Source organism: Sphingomonas segetis (assembly GCF_009720245.1).
Lineage (GTDB): Bacteria > Pseudomonadota > Alphaproteobacteria > Sphingomonadales > Sphingomonadaceae > Sphingomicrobium > Sphingomicrobium segetis.
Window position 1 is genome coordinate 1 of record NZ_WJSQ01000051.1, and the last position, 16906, is coordinate 16906.

Here is a 16906-nt window from a genome sequence, read left to right on the forward strand (position 1 = left end):
AGTTCCTCGATCCGTACCGCAGCGCGAGCGCGGACCTCGAAGGCACGCTGGCGCGCCTGCACCAGCTCGCCGGGAGCGAGCGCGTGCTCGCGGTTCGGCTGCCCACGCTGGACCGGGCCGGAGCCGAGCGTGCCGCCGCGGCAAAGACGCTCGTCGGCCTCGCCGCGGCCGGCGCCCCGCAATCCGAGGTCGCCGCGGCAACGCTCCAGGGCAAGCGCTCGATGGACGAGATCCGGCGCCGGACGGCGTCCGCCATCTCCGCGGAGCGGCGGGTATATGACGACAGGCGAGCTATCGTCGAGCGGCAGGCGATCGTCGCCAGCAGCGCAATGGCGGCAGGAGTCGCGGCGGCACTGGTCGTTCTGATCTGGCTGTTCACCAGGCTCAACCGCCAGGTGGTCCGCAGGCGCGAAGCCGAAAGCGATCTCCGGACGCTCAACCTCGAGCTCGAAAACAGGGTCCAGGAGCGCACTGCGGATGTCCAGCGCGCCCGCGACCTGCTCGACGCCGTGGTCGAGAACCTGCCCGACATGGTCCTGCTCAAGGAACCGAGCGGCGAGGGATACCGCTATCTGCTGGTCAATGCCGCCGGCGAATCCCTGCTCGGCCGCGACCGCGGCGAAATCCTCGGCAGGACCGAGCATGAGGTCTTCCCGGCCGGGGAAGCGGCCGCAGTGATCAAGGCGAACCGGTCCGTCACGCGGTCGGGCAAGGCGCGGACCTTCAGGGAGCGGAAGCTCACCACTCCTGCCGGAGTGCGGACCGTCGAAACCCGGATGGTCCCGATCCCGTCCGGCAACGGGACTCCGGCGCTGATCCTGGCGATCGTCCGCGACGTCAGCGACGCGCGCTCGCAGGAGGAGCAGCTTCGCCAGCTGCAGCGAATGGACGCGATCGGTCGGCTCACCGGCGGCGTCGCCCACGATTTCAACAATCTGCTCGCCGTCATCATGGGCAGCGTCGAGCTCCTGTGCGAGCAGGTGCCCCGGGGCTCCGATGCCGAAGCGGTCGCCGAGGAGGCGCTCGAGGCGACGCGGCGCGGCGCCGACCTCGTTCGACGACTCCTCGCTTTCGCCCGCAAGCAGCATCTCGAAGCCACTGCCGTCGATCTCAACGACCGCCTGCCCGCGATCATTCCGCTGCTCCAGCGCACGCTTGGCGAGAGCATCCGTGTGCAAGTCCAGTCCGCCGACCGGCTGTGGGAGGCGCGGATCGATGCCACCCAGGTCGACGACGCCCTCGTCAATCTCGCGATCAACGCCCGCGACGCGATGCCGGACGGGGGTACCCTCACCATCGAGACCGCCAACGTCGTCCTCGACGAGGATTATGCCGCTCACCACGTCGAGGTCCGCGCCGGCGAATATGTGATGCTCGCGGTCAGCGACACCGGCAGCGGCATGCCCGAGGACGTGGTCGCGCGCGCGTTCGAACCCTTCTTCACCACCAAGGAGGAAGGCCGGGGGACGGGGCTCGGCCTCAGCCAGGTATTCGGCTGGGTCAAGCAGTCCGGCGGCCATATCAAGATCTACAGCGAGCTCGGGCACGGAACGACGGTCAAGCTCTACCTCCCGCGGGCGCTCGACGGAGACCGGCCGGTCGAGGAGCCCCGCGCCGACGAGACCCACATCCGCGGCTCCGAGACCATCCTCGTCGTCGAGGACAATCCCAGCGTGCGCCGGACCGCCGTGCGCCAGCTGACGGATCTCGGCTATGCGACGATCGAAGCCGCGGACGGCCCGGCGGCGCTCGAGCAGATCCGGTCCGGCGCGAGGTTCGACCTACTGCTGACCGACGTGGTGATGCCGGGAGGGATGAGCGGCTACGATCTTGCCGAGGAAGCCCAGAAGATCCTTCCGCCGATAAGGGTCCTCTTCACCTCCGGCTACACCGAGCTCGCGGCGACAGGGCTCAAGACCGCGAGGCGCGGGCCGCTGATCAGCAAGCCCTACACCAAGCGCGAGCTCGGCCAGGCGATCCGCCTCGCGCTCGACGGGCAGGAGTCGGGTTCAGCCGATGGTTGACGGCCCGTTCGACGATCCGGGGCAGCAACCGCCGCCGCGGCGCGCCTATGTCGTCGACGATGACGCCGCTTTGCGCCGGACGATCGCGCGGATGCTGGCCGGCGCCGGAATCGAGACCGAGGAATTCGATTCTGCCGAGGCCTTTCTAACCGGCTATTCGGCGCGGCAGGCGGGCTGCGTCCTGCTCGACGTGCGGCTTCCGGGAATGGACGGGCTCGAGCTACTCGAGAGGATCGCCGCGCTCCCGCCGCCCAACCCGGTGGTGATGGTGTCCGGCTTCGGCGATATTCCCTCGGCCGTCCGGGCGGTGCGGATGGGAGCGGTCGATTTCATCCAGAAGCCGTTCCGCAAGGAAGCCATGCTGGAGGTCGTCTGCAGGGCGCTGGAGAAAATCGAGGCGGCAACGCTCCAGGAGCGCGAGTTCGAGGCGCTGACGCCGCGCGAGCGCGACGTGCTGATTGCCTTCGGGGACGGCGCGGCCAACAAGATCGTCGCCGCCCGGCTGGGCCTCAGTCCGCGAACGGTCGAGATGCACCGCGCGCGGATATTCAGGAAGCTCGGCGTGGCCAATCTCCCGCAGGCGCTCCTTCGCGCCCGCGACGCCGGGATCATCCACTAGGCGGGGCGACGGCCGAATATGCCCGGCTGGACGACTGGCCGGGCGGCCGGAATCCGCTTCGAAGAATTTCCAGCACGCTCACGTCGAGCCCGGCAGGCACAGGCACCGCGCACAAGCGATCCGGCCGTTTCCTGCCCCCGGTCCCGAAACGAAGCTCGCGCCGCCGACCAAAACGCGCCAAAGCATTTTTACAGGCTTATCAAAGATTAGCGGTTCGATATAAGTGGACAGCGAATTGCCGGCGCGGCGGGGGAACGCCGTCCGGTTCGCTGAGCATGATTGACCAGAGAGGCGCCGTGACCAAGCATTCGCCGGACTCGACACCGGAGCGCGAGCTCCCCCTCAACGAGAAGGTCGCCCTGCTCATCCAGAATGTCGCGGACATGACGTTCGCCAGCAGCATGCGGGCCGGGGGCTCACCCTCGCCGGACGTTCCGGCGGAAACGGTGAGCGCCGCTCTTAAGGCGTGGCGGCACCGCTCGGACTATCTGCCCGGCGAGCTGGTTTCGGATCCGGCCTGGGGCATGCTCCTCGAGCTGCTGCATGCGGAGATCGAGGAGCGCCGGATGACCGTGCCGGACCTGTGCACGGCCTCGACGGCCGCTCCCGGCACCGCGGAGCGCTGGCTCAAGGCGATGGAGGAACGGTCGCTCGTCACCCGGCGGACCAGTCCGCGCGAGGGCGCGGCGCCGTTCGTCGAGCTCACGCCGAAAGCCGGCACCGCGCTTCGTCATTATTTCCGCGATGTCGTGCAGGGCCGCTGAGAATTGAGAGCGGCCGCGCCGACCATGGCCGCGCCCCTCGCGCTCAGCCACACATGGCCCTTGTGGGAGCAGCCGAGGCATTTCGAGCTCGGGCACGTCCTCAACAGCGCCATCATCGAGGCCGTTCAGCCGCCCGAGGTCGGCGCGCTGAGCCTGCACCATTCCGGGTGCTGGGAATGCGACCTGACCGACGATTCCCTGACCTGGTCCGGCGGCGTTTACGACATCTTTGGATTGCCGCGGGACGCCGTTATCAGCCGCAAGGAATGCATCGGCTACTATCGCGAGGAGTCCCGCGCCAAGATGGAGCGGCTGCGCGCCAACTCGATCAGGCACCGGCGCGGCTTCACGATCGACGTCGAGATCCGGCCGGTAACCGGACAAAGCCGCTGGATGCGCCTGATCGCGGCGCCGGTCTGCGTCGAAGGCCGCTCCGTCCGGCTGCACGGGCTGAAGCTGATCATCTGACCGCCGGCGCGGCCCGCCGCGCCGCAATCCTACTCAGGCCGAACGGCCGGATTCGCGATCGATCGCATCTTTCAGGTCGCAGATCGCGTGATCCACTCGGGCCCCGATCTCGGCGGGCGCACGACTTTCATCGAGCAGCCTGAGCGCCTCCGTCAGCTGGCGAAGCGCAAGCGACCATTTGCCGCAGTCCCTCGGCATCTTCTCGTTGCCGCCGGGTCCATGCGAAGAACTACTCAACCCAGCGACTCCCAAGCACAGGTCGGCGCTCTTCTACCGTGCCGGGGGACAGCTGTCACGAAGACGGACGGCCAGGGCAATTATATACTTGACGTAGGGAAGAATCGGGATGGATAAGGACAGCCGACAGGCCGGCGCTCACCAGACGGGTGAGATCATTCCTCCAGAGATGATAGGGCGCGTTCTAGAGCTTCTAGAACAGGCGGGTCTAATCGACCGTCCAATATCAGCCGATCGAGCGCTAGCCGAACGTGTCTGTCGCGCAGTTCTTGAGTGCGTGCGACCTTGTGAGTGAAATCCCGAACCTTTCGCTCGAGAGCGTGGAACGCTGTCGCCAGTTCATTCACTTGCTTCTCGGTTAGCGCCTGCTTCTTTGGATTGGTCAGCCTTGTGGCTTGGTAATAGCTCGGACTCCCATAGGGCGGGCACAGCCGAGCGGGCGCAATAGGTTCGTAGTCGGCTCCAGTTCCCGTCCGTTGAGCCGGAAGCACGAACCAATGTGCGAGCTTGTTCCGCTTGCGCGCAAGATCGTTCGCTTTGTCGGACAGAGTTGCCCATTCAGCCTTAAGCTCATCGGCGCACGTGGCTTGATGAAGGTGAGCAGTAAGAGCGCCGTCCACGAGTTGCAGCCTGGAACGCCAGTTTTCTACGGCATAGAAAAGCCAAATGGCCGTCCAACTCTCGATGAATGGACGGGTCATGGTCTTCTCGTAAACGGCGCCGCCGATCCCAACAGCGAGCAGTTTGCAAAGCTCGTATTCGACGAAACTCCATTGCGTTATTGCGCGGCCGACGGCTGCAAACATTTGTTCTGTAAGTTCCGAAGGAGTAGCCTCTTTAGCCATGAGCGATAATGACACCTACTCCGATGCTGAGACAGAGCGGCGCGCGAACGCTGCCCTAAAGCGGATGCTCGCGACTCCCCCCAAGCCGCACAAGGACAGCAAGCTCGGCAAGCGGACTAGCTCTTCACGAAGGCCACAAAGACCGTGAGCGCGGCGCTCATCACCGCGATAATCACGGCCACTGTGGCGATCACATTGGCGGTGTTCGCCTTGTCGTTTGCCTCCCGCGCGAGACGATTGGCCTCTGAGGCTGCTTCGGCTTGGGATCGCGAAGCGTCGGCGGCGTCGCGCGCCGCTGCTGCCATGGAGCGATTTAGTGTTCTTGCTTCGGTGGCCGCAGAGCGTTCCTCTTCGACGCGTTGGTGTTCGACCTTTCGCAACCAAACAGCTGCCCATTGACGATGTTTTGCTGACCATTGGCGAGCCTTAATCTTTTCGCGAACGCGCCGCTCGCCGAGGGGCTTTATGGAGTTGATGAATTTCTGTCTTTCCTCCGACTCATCGCTCACCGGACTTCCCCCTACGCGCGATTCGGCGCGGCAAAGCTAACTGCCGTTAGGTCAGAGTCCAGCGCTTGCGGCGCGTTCCGATCTGCGGCGGCCCGACGTAGTAGTCAGGCGGCGAGCGCAGCAGTCCGCCGATAGGTGAGGCGTTTGCCGACGATGCCCTTGAGCAGCTGGTCGGAGCGCTCCGCGTCGGTCACGTCCTTGTGCGAATAGCGGAAGTCGAACTCGGCCAAGTAGCGGTGCGTGTGAGCCTCGCTCCAATGGTGATAGGTGCCGATTACGCCACGCTTGAGGATGGAAAAGAAGTTCTCGACGGTGTTGCTGTGGTTGCCGTCGCCACGGCTGAACTCGCGATTTGAATGCAGCGTCGTTTCGTGGCTAGCGAACTCCTGACCGATGGTATTGTAGAAGCGCGCGTCGTCCGTGCGCAGATGCGATGAACGGTGCGCGCTGGTCACCAGCGCATTGCGGACGATGCTGAAATTGACGTGCGTGATGTGGAAGGAGCGGGCTGCTCCGCCGCGCTCGACTAGCGTGACGATCTTCTTCTTCGGAGCGACCTTGCCCGAGAGGCGCTTCTTCTTGAAGCCGCCGACAAAGGCTTCGTCGCTTTCAATGGTTTTGCCGGGGCCGCCGAGCGGCGAACCGTCGTCTTTCATCGCTTCGCGGATGCGATGCATCATGAACCACGCCGTCTTGTAGGTAACGCCGAGCATACGGTGGATCTGATGGGCGCTCATGCCCTTCTTGCTCGACGACATAAGAAAGGATGCCAGCAGCCACTTGTTGAGCGGAACCTTTGAGCGCTCGAACACGGTGCCAACGGTGACGGTGAAATTGCCGAGGCAGCTGTTGCACTGAATGAGGCCCTTGCGGTGCGACTTGCCCTCAAGGCGCTTTACGTTCTCCGTCTCGCCACAGTGCGGGCAGGTCGGGCCGTTGGGCCAGGTCAGGCGCTCAAGGTGCTCGCGAGCCTTATCCGCGTCGGTGAAAATGGGGTTCAGAATGTTAATCATCGTCGGCCTCTCCATGCCTGTGTCGCATAGAGACGCTTCTACGTCAAGTATATAAGTGCCGAAGCCTGCGATTGAACCGGATCGGTGAGCCGCGCCGGATCAAGAATGAAGGTCCGGATCGCGAAGTAGCTGTTGAGCTGCCGACTGAGGAAATCTGATAGATTGGTCGGCCAGACCGTAAACGCGACGGCCTTCTCATCCGCTCCGCCGTCGGGACCTTCGTCTCCGGTTTCTGCCTGCGCCGCCTTGCGCAATTCCTCCGCAGCGTCGGCCGCTTGTCCGTAATCGCGGAAGAGCTTCTGCAAATCGGTGGGCTGGAAGCGGAGGCGAACGCCTATACGTCCGCCTGCCCAGTCTAGGGTCGGAATGATATCACGAACATGGTGAAGTTCGCCGGGCTCCACGTGAAGCCAAAGATCGAGGGCCGGAAGCAGGTCGAGCCAGGGTTCGAGGGTTAGCTCGAGCGTCTCTCCTGCTGCTTTCGCTTTCAGCCAGGCCTCCCCAATCGCATTGATCGGCGCCCAATGGCTCAAGGTGAAATCAAACAGCTCGAATGGGCAGCGCCTCGGCGTCAGGAAGCGGCGAAGTGCCAGCATGGCTGACGTTTTGCCGCTGTTGTTGGCTCCCACGAAGAGCGTTTTTTCTTCAGATATGTCGATCCGGACCGCCAGGAGCTTCCGGAAATTCGACACCTCGACAAATTGGATATGCAAGGATGCTCCTTCTGAACGCGTACTTCTCCATGATCGGAGGCGGACCGAGCAACCGAAACAACATCAATGACGTTTCGAATAAACGGCGCAATGGAAATTTATGTGGCCATTCACGCGCGGTAGCGCCGTCGATGCCATAAACTTCTACAGTGGCTGGAAAGCCGAAACTAGGATCGGCAGCTGGCGCATCGCTGCCGCCACTGGAAACTCGTTCCGGGTTAGCGCGCGTGGCGTTCGATTAACCCCATCAGGCAAGTCACGGGCGCAAGAGTGATTGTCCCAACCTTCACAATCTCAATCTCACCGGCTGAAATCAGCTCGTAGAGCTTGAGCCGGCAGGCTTCAGGAATACGCACGGTGATCGGCAGGGGGACGCGCGGTGCGGCAACAACCGGGTCTTCAATCATGGTCCGCCCCGGTGCCGGTGATTGCAGCAGCAACTGCGGATTGATCAGGCCGGGCCAGCCTTCGGCCCACTACTTCCACAAAGGCACGATATCGCTGAAGGCCAAGCTGACCGGTCTCAGGCTCAAACGGCGGCTGATGTGCGACGAGGGTCAGCTGGTGCTGAACAAAGGTGCCGAGCGCTTCGGCAACGAAGTCGAGCTTCCTGCCAAGCTGCTCGTCAGCCCTACTCAGCCGGTCGAGCCTGACGCCAAACCTTTCGTCGAGTTCGCTGGCACCGCGTCGCTCCAGCCATGCACGAAAAGCGTCGGTGAGGATTGCAGTCTTCGATGAGCCTGGCTCGGCTGCCAGCGCTTCGAGTTTATCCGACAGGTCGTCGGGCAGATAGAACTGGTGCCGCGTCTTGGAGGTCTTCACGGCAGCACTTCTGACGCCAACGATCGGCTGATGGCAGATGCCGACGGACGCATGTCGGTCCTCTTCGACGAATCTAGGTCAGATCTCGGGACCGGAGCGTTGCCGGCCGAAGGTCCATGAGACTTCCCTGCCCCGCATCATCCCGGACACTTGCCTGCCGATCTGTCGCTCAAGCACGGGCCGCCAAGGCACGAGCGTAAACTCGTGGGAGCTTTCGATGACGGCCATGCGCGCCATACCGACCTGCACCGAGCGCCGGTAAGTGCCCTCAATCGGGACACCGGGCTCTGCCGCTACAAAGTCGACCCCAAACTCGCGCGAGAGCTGTCCGGTAACCCGGTGCAACTCCCGCCGCCGAAGGACGTCTAGCCTGTCCGGCTTATCGGCCAGCCCCTGCTCGACCAGCCACTGCTGTCGTCGCCGCATCGCGTCCGCGACCTTCGCTCCGAAACCGCCAGCTGGTCCGTGCGCATTCGCAGGATTCGGGTCCTCGTCCAGCCAGGTGATCCCGTCGTGCGCCGGCATCTGCTCGAGTGCTATCGCAGCGAGCGGATCGATGCGGACGGGCTGGCGAGCTGCACGCCGCCGATCGTAATCAAGCGCACGCTCGACATGGTCGGCTGCGATCTTCCAGGTGCCGTCGGGCTCCCGCTCGGCGCCGCCAGTCGCTCGCCGCATCGCTTCCAAGCGGCGCACATGTGTTTGCACGAACCGGTCGCTTGCGGTCGGGTCGTGGCGGAAGTGGGCGTCTTCGCTGTATTTGCCGCCGTTCACGGCAGCGATCTCAGCAACGGTCCGGTCAATATCGCGAATGGCGACCGGCGTCGGAGCGATCCGCACGATGGCACCTTCGCGGCCCTGCTCATCGCCTCCGAGGCCGATCTCGACATAATGGGCACGCCCGTCGATGCCGTCGACGATCAGATACTCGCGTCCGACCTGTTCGTCCGATAAGCCCCGTGCTGCGATACGTCCGACGATCGGCTGCGCGTCGGCACGGGCAGGATCGTAGATCGCGTAGTCCGCGGGCACGACGGCGAGCTCGCGAGCCCGGACTTCGCGGTCGAGCGTGGCAATGATGTCCCCGCGCTTGCCCATGGCGCGGAGCGTCGGCTCGATCTCGTCGGACAGGCGCCATCGGCCGTTGCGCTCCTCGACCGCCAGTCCCATTCGGCCCAGCGTCGCGAGCCTTCCGGCGCGAAGGCTTTGCTCGATGCTGTCAGCATGATGAGGCGAGACCAGGCCGTCCGCGTCGATCGCCCGCAACAGCCGCCGGTCGATGCCGGTGAACCGCTCGTGGCCGACTTCGCGCAGGTTGGCGCGCATGATCTGGAGGTCGGTGCGCGGCCCCAGGTCGAGATTGACGAGGTCGACCGCGCGCTGCCGCAGTCCCTTCGTGATGTATTCGCGGGCGATGATCAGGTCCTTGCCCAGATCGTCCTTTCCGCGGACCAGGATGTGGCTGTGCGGGTGGCCAGTGTTGAAGTGATCGACAGCAACCCAGTCGAGCTGAGTTCCGAGATCCTTTTCCGCCTGCTCCATCAGCCGCCGGATCATGGGCTTCAGGTCCTGGTATTCGGCGCCATCCTCCGCGGCGACAATGAACCTGAACTGGTGGCGGTCTTCGGTCGCGCGTTCGAGGAATGATTTGCCGTTGGCTTTATCAAGGTCGGCGGAATAGAGCGTCCCCCGTTCGCCGTCGCGTTTCGTGCCGTCACGCTGCAGGTATCGGAGATGGGCGACCGCGGCTTTGGCTCCGCTGCCAGCGAGCCGCACGATCCGAGCCTTGACCACGACCCGCCGGCTTCGCGGCCCGGAGTGGCGGTTCGATGAGCCGAGAATACGACCGCTCGCCGAGCCGCGGCCGATGCGGCTGCCGTCGAACCGGCGGGCGCGCTTGTCGGAACTCCGCTTTGCACCGCCCGCCTGATTTAGCGCTTTGCGAACCTGATGACGGAAGGGCCGATCCTTCGCGATGCGGCCAAGCCAGAGCTCGAAATCGTCGTCCGCCATTGCGCAACCTCACCGGGAAAAGCATCGATGAGGGGCGCGGCTACGCAGGCTTCAAGGGCCTCCGAATCTGTCTCCCCAGCGAGTGGCGGAAGTCCTCGGATAATTGCTCGGGTGTCTCCCCGATGGAGGCAGTCGAGGCATCGCATCCGCCTCATGCCTCCTCAGAAAACGACGTGCAGACGCGAATTCCGTGCCGCCCAGGAGGCACAGCTTTAATCTTGCCCTCCCCTGCCCCCTTTCGCTCGCCGCTCATTTTCACCGACGCCAAACTAAAAAGGAGAGCGACGCCCGCCGCGCCGCTCCCCAGGTCAGAAAGTCAATCGTTCAACGCGCTCGCGCGAACGTGTCCGCAGCGTCATCCCCGGACTCGAAGCTGCGCGACCACAACAGATCGACCGCACAACCGTCGCCATCGACAACACAGACTCCAGCGTGCCAGCGCCCGCCAACGAAGCTCAGGATCGCAATGCGCGCGAGCTCGCCGCACCCGTCCCCGTCGCCGAAATCGACCGGAAAATGCTGCCCGAGGTAGCGCTCGAGGACGCGCGCCTCCCACTGAAACTCGGCCTTCTCGGCCTCGAAAATGCGCTCGGCAAGCGCACCGACATCGGCGCATCCGAACTCCATCCGAAGCCCTTCGACAAGCCGCGCATAGGCATCGCCAGAGCCCCCCGGGATCGCAGAAATGATCGTCATGGCCGTCTCCTTTTCCTGTCCCCGGGATCGAGGACGGCGCTTCAGGGACGGGCGGCGGAGCGGCTGTCAGGGACGCCAAAGGCGCCGCGAAGCGGGGCGCGGGGGAGCCGATTTGCGCCAGCAAATTGGGGGGACCGCGCATCCTTGAGAGCCGCTCCGCCGTCCGCCACACTGGGCCTCTCTCGACAAGAGCCCCCAACAACCCCGCCGATCGAACGCAAAAGAAAGAGCCCCGGCGACGAGAGCCGCCGGGGCTGTTGCGAGGACCTCAGATCGGCAGATCCTCGTCCTGTTCGGCGGGTTCCGCCGGCTGGCCCGACTGCTTCGGACGGCCGAGGAACTGCACGTCGTCGGCGATGATCTCGTAGCCGTAGCGCTCGATTCCCTCCTTGTCGGTCCATTTGCTGTTGTGGATCCGACCTTTCACCGACACGAGCATCCCCTTGCCGGCGTGCTGGGCGACAACCCGACCGAGGCCGTTGAAGCAGGTCACCCGATGCCATTCGGTGTCCTTGGCGGTGAAGCCGCTTTCGTCCTTGTAGGTCTTGCCCTCGCTGTCGCGCCTGGGCCGGCTGGTGCCGAGGCTGAAGCTCGCGACGTCGGTGCCGCCGCCGGTCGAACGAAGCTCCGGATCGCCGCCGAGATTGCCGACGAGAAGAACGATATTGGTCATGGTCAGTCTCCTTTGGAGTGGCCGGCGGGACCATCCCGTCGACAGCCCGGCAGGAGCGAGGCGAAGCGGCGGCACGCACCGCGGGGCGAAGCCCAAGGGGAACCCCGGGACCGAGGCGTGGCGCGGGCAGCCCGAAGGGCAACACGGGCCGAAGGGCCCCGGGGTTGCGGGACGATGCAGCCGAAGCAGGCGGGGCTGGAGATCGAACGGGATTGGTCCGCCGTGCAATCGGGAGAAGCGGCACGGCCATGTTCCGCTGGGAGGTTGGCGCGAACAGCCCGGGGATCTCAACCGGCGCGGGCACGGTCCACTGCGGTTAAAAGCCCACCAGCCGGAAGCTGATGTGCAGGAAAGCCGAGGCGACGAATGCCCGGACAGGATCATCGCCATCCGTCCGCTTCAGCGATCGTTCGCGCACGAACCGTACTCGTGCCGGAGTGGTCACGAAGCAGCATGAGGTGATTCAGGGGACGCTAACTCCGGACGAGGATCGTTCGGGCGAAGTCCGCATTCTCGAACTCGCGACCGGATGCTCGCGGCCGGACTCTAGGCCGCTTCGGCGAGCTCGCTGATGCGCGCCTCGCACAGTTCTCGGACAAGGGATTGCAACAGCTCCACCCTCGATGAAAGCCAGGCGAGCTGCTCGTCCGAAATGCGATACTGACGCGAGTAGCGCGCCTTCACATAGGCGTCGCGAAGCAGCTCGTAGCAGCGTCGCTCGGACTTGGTCGCGCGCGGCCACACCTCCTTGAGCCGCGGCTCCATCGCCTCGGCGAGCTGGCGCAGCTGGTTCAAATTATGGGTCTTGGGGCTGTAGAGCGCGCGCACCAGGAACAGGCAGTGGTAGAAGCGTTCGGTTGCCTGATGCAGCAGGAAGGCGGATTCCTTCGGCCGCCCTTTTTCGTAAACGTGCTTGCTCGTATCGAGGAATGTGACGGCACTCTCGAACCATTCCTCGAAATAGTCCCGGCTCTCGCGGAGTGCCTCGGCCGGCGTGAGCGGCTTCGGCTCGACGAACGGATACCCCGGCTCCTCGAACAGCACGATGCCGTCGCGGACGATGTCCATGAAGAAATAGCGCCCGAGCCGGAGCTTCTCGTTCACGTCGTCGAGGCTGTGGTAGATCAGGCTGACCGGCGTCCTGAGGTTGCGCCCGGAAGCAAGCTTCTCGAGCAGCTGCTCCTCCGTCCTGGCCCAGAATTCGGGGACGTCAGTAAGCTCCTCGCGGTCCACGACAACGAGCAGGTCATAGTCCGAAAAGTAGCGGCCGACCGGATCCTCGACCCAGTCGCCGCGCGCATAGCTCCCGAACAGGATGATCTTGAGCAGGCGGCCACCCCGCAGCTTCGGCATGGTGCGGCGCGCAACCGCGAAGGCGAAGCCGTCGCGGATCACACGGACCACGAATTCCAGCTCGCGCCGCTTCCCATCGGGAAGATGATCGGGGGCGGTGTTCATGCGTCCAGACTCGCCTGCCGAACGCGATCTGCCAAGCCCTATTTGCTTCGACCCAGCCAAAGTTCGTCTCACTGGAAAGCGCCGAAATGATCGCCGGTCCGCATAGACGTTCCTTTTCTGTTCTGCTAGCGCCCGGCGCCGATTCAAGGACATGGGAAATGATTGGAACACGGCCCTCTCCCTGGGAAACCGACCGCGATGATCTGCTGCTCGCAATCGTCCATGCCGCGCGGGAGACACGCTGAGGTGGCGCGTGCTGAGCAGCGAGTGGGTGTTCTGATCGGCGAGAATGCCGGCGGCGGGGAGGCGATCGTCACCGTTCTCAGGACCGGGCGAGATTACCGGATCCGCTGCGGCAGCCGCGATCATCTGTGCCATCCCTCCGTCCGCGACATCGAAGGAGTCAAGCGGGAGGCGCTGCTGGTGCTGAACGTCCGCAACGCGGTGTTCGTCGCCGCCTGACCGGCGCGCGGGGCGCGCCGGGGGTACCACTCAGCTCGTCAGTCGTGTGTCGTTGGAGCACCCGTCCGGCTGAAAACGGATCAGGCGGATCGCGCCGCGGGGGCCGCCTGCATCTGGCCGGCCAGCATCGGGGCGACGGTCCCGGAGTCGACCGCCCTCGAATAGAGATACCCCTGACCGGTGCGGCAGCCGAGGCCGATCAGATAGAGCTCCTGCTCCGGGCTTTCGATGCCCTCGGCGACGACCTCGAGCCCGAGACTGTGGCCGAGGTTGACGATCGCCTTGGTGATCGCTTCCGCATCGTCGCTCCGGCCGATCTCACGGACAAAGGACTTGTCGATCTTGAGCACGTCGACGGGAAAGTGCATCAGCTGCGCGAGCGAGGCGTAACCGGTCCCGAAATCGTCGAGCGCGATCCGGAGGCCGGCGCCGTTCAGAAGCTTCAGGGCCTGCTCGACATGGTCCGCTCCGCGCCCGAGAAACACCGTCTCGGTGACCTCGACCTGCACGCGTTCGGGCGGGATGTTCGCGGCCTCGAGCCTGGCGAGAAGCTCGTGCGCGAACCGTCCGGAGCGGAACTCCGAAGCGGCGACGTTGATCGCGACATGCCCGAAGTCGACGCCGGCATCGAGCCATCCGCGCATGTCGGCGAAGGTCCGGCCGATCATGCGCTCGCTGATGGCCGCGGACAAAGCCGGATCCTCGAACGCGGCCGCGATGTCCGCCGGGAGGCGAAGCGCGCCGCCGGAATCGCGCCAGCGAAGCAGCGCCTCGAACCCGGCGATCCGACCGGTCGCGAGATCCACCTTTGGCTGGTAATAGGGGAGCATGTCGCCCGCCGCGAGCGCGCGCTGCGCGAGGAAGATCATCGAGTTCCTGCTCTGAAATGCGTTGCGCATCGCGCTTCTGAAGATCTTGAGCTGGCCGCGCCCGGACGACTTGGCCGAATAGAGCGCGATGTCCGCCGCCTTCATGAGCTCGGAGCGCCGGTCGCCGTCCGCCGGATAGAAAGCGGCCCCGATGCTGACGTTGCATTCGAGCAGGCGGCCGTCGTGAACGATGGGAACAGCGAGCTGACCGAATATCTTCTGCGCGGCAGCTTCGACCTCTTCGTCGGACCGGGCTTCGATGACCACCGCGAACTCGTCCCCACCGAGCCGGGCGACGAGATCCTCCGAGCGCACCGCGGATTTCAGCCGCTCGGCAAAGGTGCGAAGCATGGCGTCGCCGGCGTCATGGCCGAGCGTGTCGTTGACCAGCTTGAAATTGTCGATGTCGAGCACGAGGAGCGCGCGGCGACGGGCGGGCGGTGCGCCGTCGGCGAGGCTATCGAGGACGTTCTGGAGAACGACGCGGTTGGGGAGGCCGGTCAACGGATCGTGGTTCGCCATCCACAGCGCCTGCTCCTCGCTGCTCTTCTGGTGCGTGATGTCCCTCGCCGAGACGAGGATGCGGCCGGATCCGTCGCTTACGCGCGAGAGGGCGACATCGAACCAGCGGCGGCCGTCGGCGTCGACATGCGCAATCGTCAGACGCCCGATCCCGCCGGCGTTCGCGCGGCCGACCGCCTGGAGAGCGTTCGGCCGGCTTTCGGCCGGAACAAGATCGAGCCAGGAGGCCCCGAGAAGGGCGTCTCCGGCGGTGTCCGCGCCGGGGCATTTGCAGAAGGTGACGCGCAGGTCGCCATCGAGGAGAAGGGTGAAATCGGGGCTGGACTCGAGGATGCTGCGGTTGAGCGCTTCGCTCCTTTCGAGCTTATGCTGGGCGGTCATGCGCCCGACCAGCATCGCGTTGAGGCTGAGCGCGGCCGATCCGATCACGGCCATGTAGATCGGCAGCTGGATCGCGATGACGATGAGCGCCGGCTCGCTGGAGAGCAAGGCGGCAAGCGCGCAGGGCACCAGGCAAAGCATCATCATCAGCATGACGAGCCGCGGCATGCCGAAATTGCGCAGGCAGATTCCCGAAACCATGCCGGTGGTCGAGAGGCAGACGATGCTCGCGAGGACCCAGTCCTCGCTGGCGATGCTGATGAAGGCGCCGAACCCGACCGACGCCGCCCAGGCGCAGGAGAGCGGCACGGCCAGCGCCGTCGGCGGGGTCCTGCCGCTCCTCCGGGCCCGGGAACCGGCAATGACGACCGCGAGGCGGGACACCCCGAGCGACAGCTCGATGACGAGCCACAGGATGAAGGGCTCCGTCGGATGACGTGCGGCGGCGATCGCCGCCACCACGACGCTGTTGATCACGCCGCCGAGGAAGATCGGGAGCGACGCATAGAGCCCGTTCGTCAGGCTGGCCTGGATCGCCGGAGGGACATCGGACCGTCCCGCCAGCAGCCAGCGCGTCAGCCCGGGCATGGAAGTCGTCGTCATTCGCAAGACTCACCCGCCAGCTCGGCATTCGAGGCGCAGACCACGGACAAGCGCACCTGCGATCCGTGCGCTTGTCGGTCCTCACTCCTTAAGAAAGGGATCTCCAAACGATCCATTACGGATCATTCGCGCGCGCCGACCGGTCCTCGTCCCGGCAAGCGGCGGCGCTCCGCCGCTTCGGGCAGGTGCCGAGCGGGCCGCGGCGGTCGACGACGTGGATACGCTTGTCCTTTGCCTGGATAACCAGCCGCTCGAGCACGCCGTTGCCGGAAAAGGCGACCAGACAGCGCGGATTGAGCGACAGCATCTGCTCGTTGCGCCTGAACCCGGCGCGCGCGCCCAGCCGCCGGTCGAGTGCGAACGCGACCTGCGCGACCTTGCGGCGTTCGGCCCAGCCGGCGGCGATCCGGTCGAGGCCTTTGCTGTCCCCGCCATGGACGAGCACCATGTCGGCGACATGCTCGCGAACCCGGTCGAGCGTGTCCCACACGCTGCTCGCGACCGCCCTGGCTTCGTCTGTAGTCGCGAACGACAGCCGACCGCCGGCGAACAGCACCGGCGTTCCCTCGGGCATCGCCGCGCGGCGGCGGCTCTCGGCGCGGGCGCGAAGAAAATCGCGGCCCTCGACGACCGCCGAGGTCAGGGCCGCGCAATGATTGAGGCGCGAGCCGGTGGCCGGCCGCCACGACGAGCCGGTTTCGTTCATGTAAAGCTGCGCCGTAGCCTCGCGGAACGCCTCGAGCCCGATCATCGCCGCTTCGGCCGCCTGCGCTTTCGCGATCTGCCGCTCGAGCTCGGTCGAATGGACTTCCGAGCCGTCGGCCGACGCCAGCAGGACCCGGATCTCGTCGGTCGCGCGGTCGATCTGTGCGCTCCTCTTGGCGGCGGCCCGGTGGAAGAGGTTGACCAGCCCCCAGGCGATCTCCTCGGCATCGTCCTCGAGGGCGGTGTCCGGGAACAGCGCGAGAAGGTCCGACCAGATTCCGGCGAGGGTCTGCTCGATCGCCTCGGCGCCGGGAAGGTCCGTCGTCGGCTGCCGGTCGGAGCGCTCGATGGCAAGATGGCCCAGCTCGAGCTGGGCAAGCTGTGCGGCAAGGCTTGTGTTCATGGCTTCGTCTCCTGGTGCGGGCGCCGGAAGGGCCGGCGCCGGGAGCCCGAGGGACCGGCGGGCCGCGTCCCGCACCGAGGCGAAGCCGAGGGGAACCCCCGGGCGAG

18 protein-coding genes are annotated in these 16906 nt (G+C 65.3%); 5 read left to right on the forward strand and 13 right to left on the reverse strand.

Translation table 11 applies throughout. The features are described 5' to 3' along the window. The 4 genes from GH737_RS06845 to GH737_RS06860 form a co-directional block, all read left to right on the forward strand. On the forward strand, nt 1-2024 hold a 2024-nt coding region (locus tag GH737_RS06845; RefSeq protein WP_155264103.1), incomplete at its 5' end, for an ATP-binding protein. Continuing rightward, nucleotides 2017-2643 carry a response regulator transcription factor gene (locus GH737_RS06850; RefSeq protein WP_155264104.1) on the forward strand — a complete coding sequence of 209 codons (627 nt, stop codon included), beginning with the start codon at nt 2017-2019 and terminating at the stop codon, nt 2641-2643. The genes GH737_RS06845 and GH737_RS06850, both read left to right, overlap by 8 nt. Nucleotides 2644-2918: 275 nt before the next feature. Further along, nucleotides 2919-3407: a helix-turn-helix domain-containing protein gene (locus GH737_RS06855; RefSeq protein ID WP_196233025.1), complete on the forward strand. Its 489-nt coding sequence runs from the start codon at nt 2919-2921 to the stop codon at nt 3405-3407. A 24-nt stretch (nt 3408-3431) separates the two neighbouring features. Next, the gene (locus tag GH737_RS06860; RefSeq protein WP_155264106.1) at nt 3432-3875 is read left to right on the forward strand and encodes a PAS domain-containing protein; all 444 of its coding nucleotides are present in this window, start codon (nt 3432-3434) and stop codon (nt 3873-3875) included. Nucleotides 3876-3908: 33 nt separating this feature from the next. Here GH737_RS06860 and GH737_RS06865 read toward each other — a convergent pair whose 3' ends face one another. The 11 genes from GH737_RS06865 to GH737_RS06915 all read right to left on the reverse strand — a co-directional run bounded on the left by GH737_RS06865 (nt 3909) and on the right by GH737_RS06915 (nt 12854). Then, complete coding sequence (locus GH737_RS06865) at nt 3909-4112, reverse strand: hypothetical protein (RefSeq protein ID WP_155264107.1); 204 nt, start codon at nt 4110-4112, stop codon at nt 3909-3911. A gap of 155 nt (nt 4113-4267) precedes the next feature. Further along, on the reverse strand, nt 4268-4957 hold the full coding sequence (locus tag GH737_RS06870) for a hypothetical protein (protein WP_196233026.1): 690 nt from the start codon (nt 4955-4957) through the stop codon (nt 4268-4270). Between the two features lie 116 nt (nt 4958-5073). Next, nucleotides 5074-5466 carry a hypothetical protein gene (locus GH737_RS06875; RefSeq protein WP_155264109.1) on the reverse strand — a complete coding sequence of 131 codons (393 nt, stop codon included), beginning with the start codon at nt 5464-5466 and terminating at the stop codon, nt 5074-5076. Between the two features lie 104 nt (nt 5467-5570). Continuing rightward, a complete protein-coding gene (locus GH737_RS06880; RefSeq protein WP_155264110.1) occupies nt 5571-6479 on the reverse strand; it encodes an IS1595 family transposase in 909 nt (302 codons plus the stop codon). 38 nt (nt 6480-6517) lie between these two features. Continuing rightward, nucleotides 6518-7192 carry an AAA family ATPase gene (locus GH737_RS06885; RefSeq protein ID WP_155264111.1) on the reverse strand — a complete coding sequence of 225 codons (675 nt, stop codon included), beginning with the start codon at nt 7190-7192 and terminating at the stop codon, nt 6518-6520. 218 nt (nt 7193-7410) lie between these two features. After that, a complete protein-coding gene (locus tag GH737_RS06890) occupies nt 7411-7599 on the reverse strand; it encodes an excisionase (RefSeq protein ID WP_155264112.1) in 189 nt (62 codons plus the stop codon). Beyond that, nucleotides 7592-8014: a ribbon-helix-helix protein, CopG family gene (locus tag GH737_RS06895; protein WP_155264113.1), complete on the reverse strand. Its 423-nt coding sequence runs from the start codon at nt 8012-8014 to the stop codon at nt 7592-7594. The genes GH737_RS06890 and GH737_RS06895 overlap by 8 nt, the downstream gene beginning before the upstream one ends. A gap of 78 nt (nt 8015-8092) precedes the next feature. Next, the gene (rlxS, locus tag GH737_RS06900) at nt 8093-10027 is read right to left on the reverse strand and encodes a relaxase/mobilization nuclease RlxS (protein WP_155264114.1); all 1935 of its coding nucleotides are present in this window, start codon (nt 10025-10027) and stop codon (nt 8093-8095) included. A gap of 324 nt (nt 10028-10351) precedes the next feature. After that, a complete protein-coding gene (locus tag GH737_RS06905) occupies nt 10352-10723 on the reverse strand; it encodes a hypothetical protein (RefSeq protein WP_155264115.1) in 372 nt (123 codons plus the stop codon). Nucleotides 10724-10991: 268 nt separating this feature from the next. Then, the gene (locus GH737_RS06910) at nt 10992-11396 is read right to left on the reverse strand and encodes a single-stranded DNA-binding protein (RefSeq protein WP_155264116.1); all 405 of its coding nucleotides are present in this window, start codon (nt 11394-11396) and stop codon (nt 10992-10994) included. Nucleotides 11397-11942: 546 nt separating this feature from the next. Beyond that, entirely contained in the window at nt 11943-12854 is a 912-nt protein-coding gene (locus GH737_RS06915; protein WP_155264117.1) for a HEPN domain-containing protein, read from the reverse strand. A 267-nt stretch (nt 12855-13121) separates the two neighbouring features. Here GH737_RS06915 and GH737_RS06920 point away from each other — a divergent pair, with 267 nt between their 5' ends. Next, nucleotides 13122-13316, forward strand: a complete 195-nt coding sequence (locus GH737_RS06920; protein WP_155264118.1) for a hypothetical protein — start codon at nt 13122-13124, stop codon at nt 13314-13316. A gap of 80 nt (nt 13317-13396) precedes the next feature. Here the strand turns inward: GH737_RS06920 and GH737_RS06925 are convergent, their stop codons facing one another. Beyond that, nucleotides 13397-15691, reverse strand: a complete 2295-nt coding sequence (locus GH737_RS06925; protein WP_155264119.1) for a putative bifunctional diguanylate cyclase/phosphodiesterase — start codon at nt 15689-15691, stop codon at nt 13397-13399. Between the two features lie 115 nt (nt 15692-15806). Continuing rightward, on the reverse strand, nt 15807-16799 hold the full coding sequence (locus GH737_RS06930; RefSeq protein ID WP_155264120.1) for a DUF2493 domain-containing protein: 993 nt from the start codon (nt 16797-16799) through the stop codon (nt 15807-15809). Between the last annotated feature and the right edge of the window lie 107 nt (nt 16800-16906).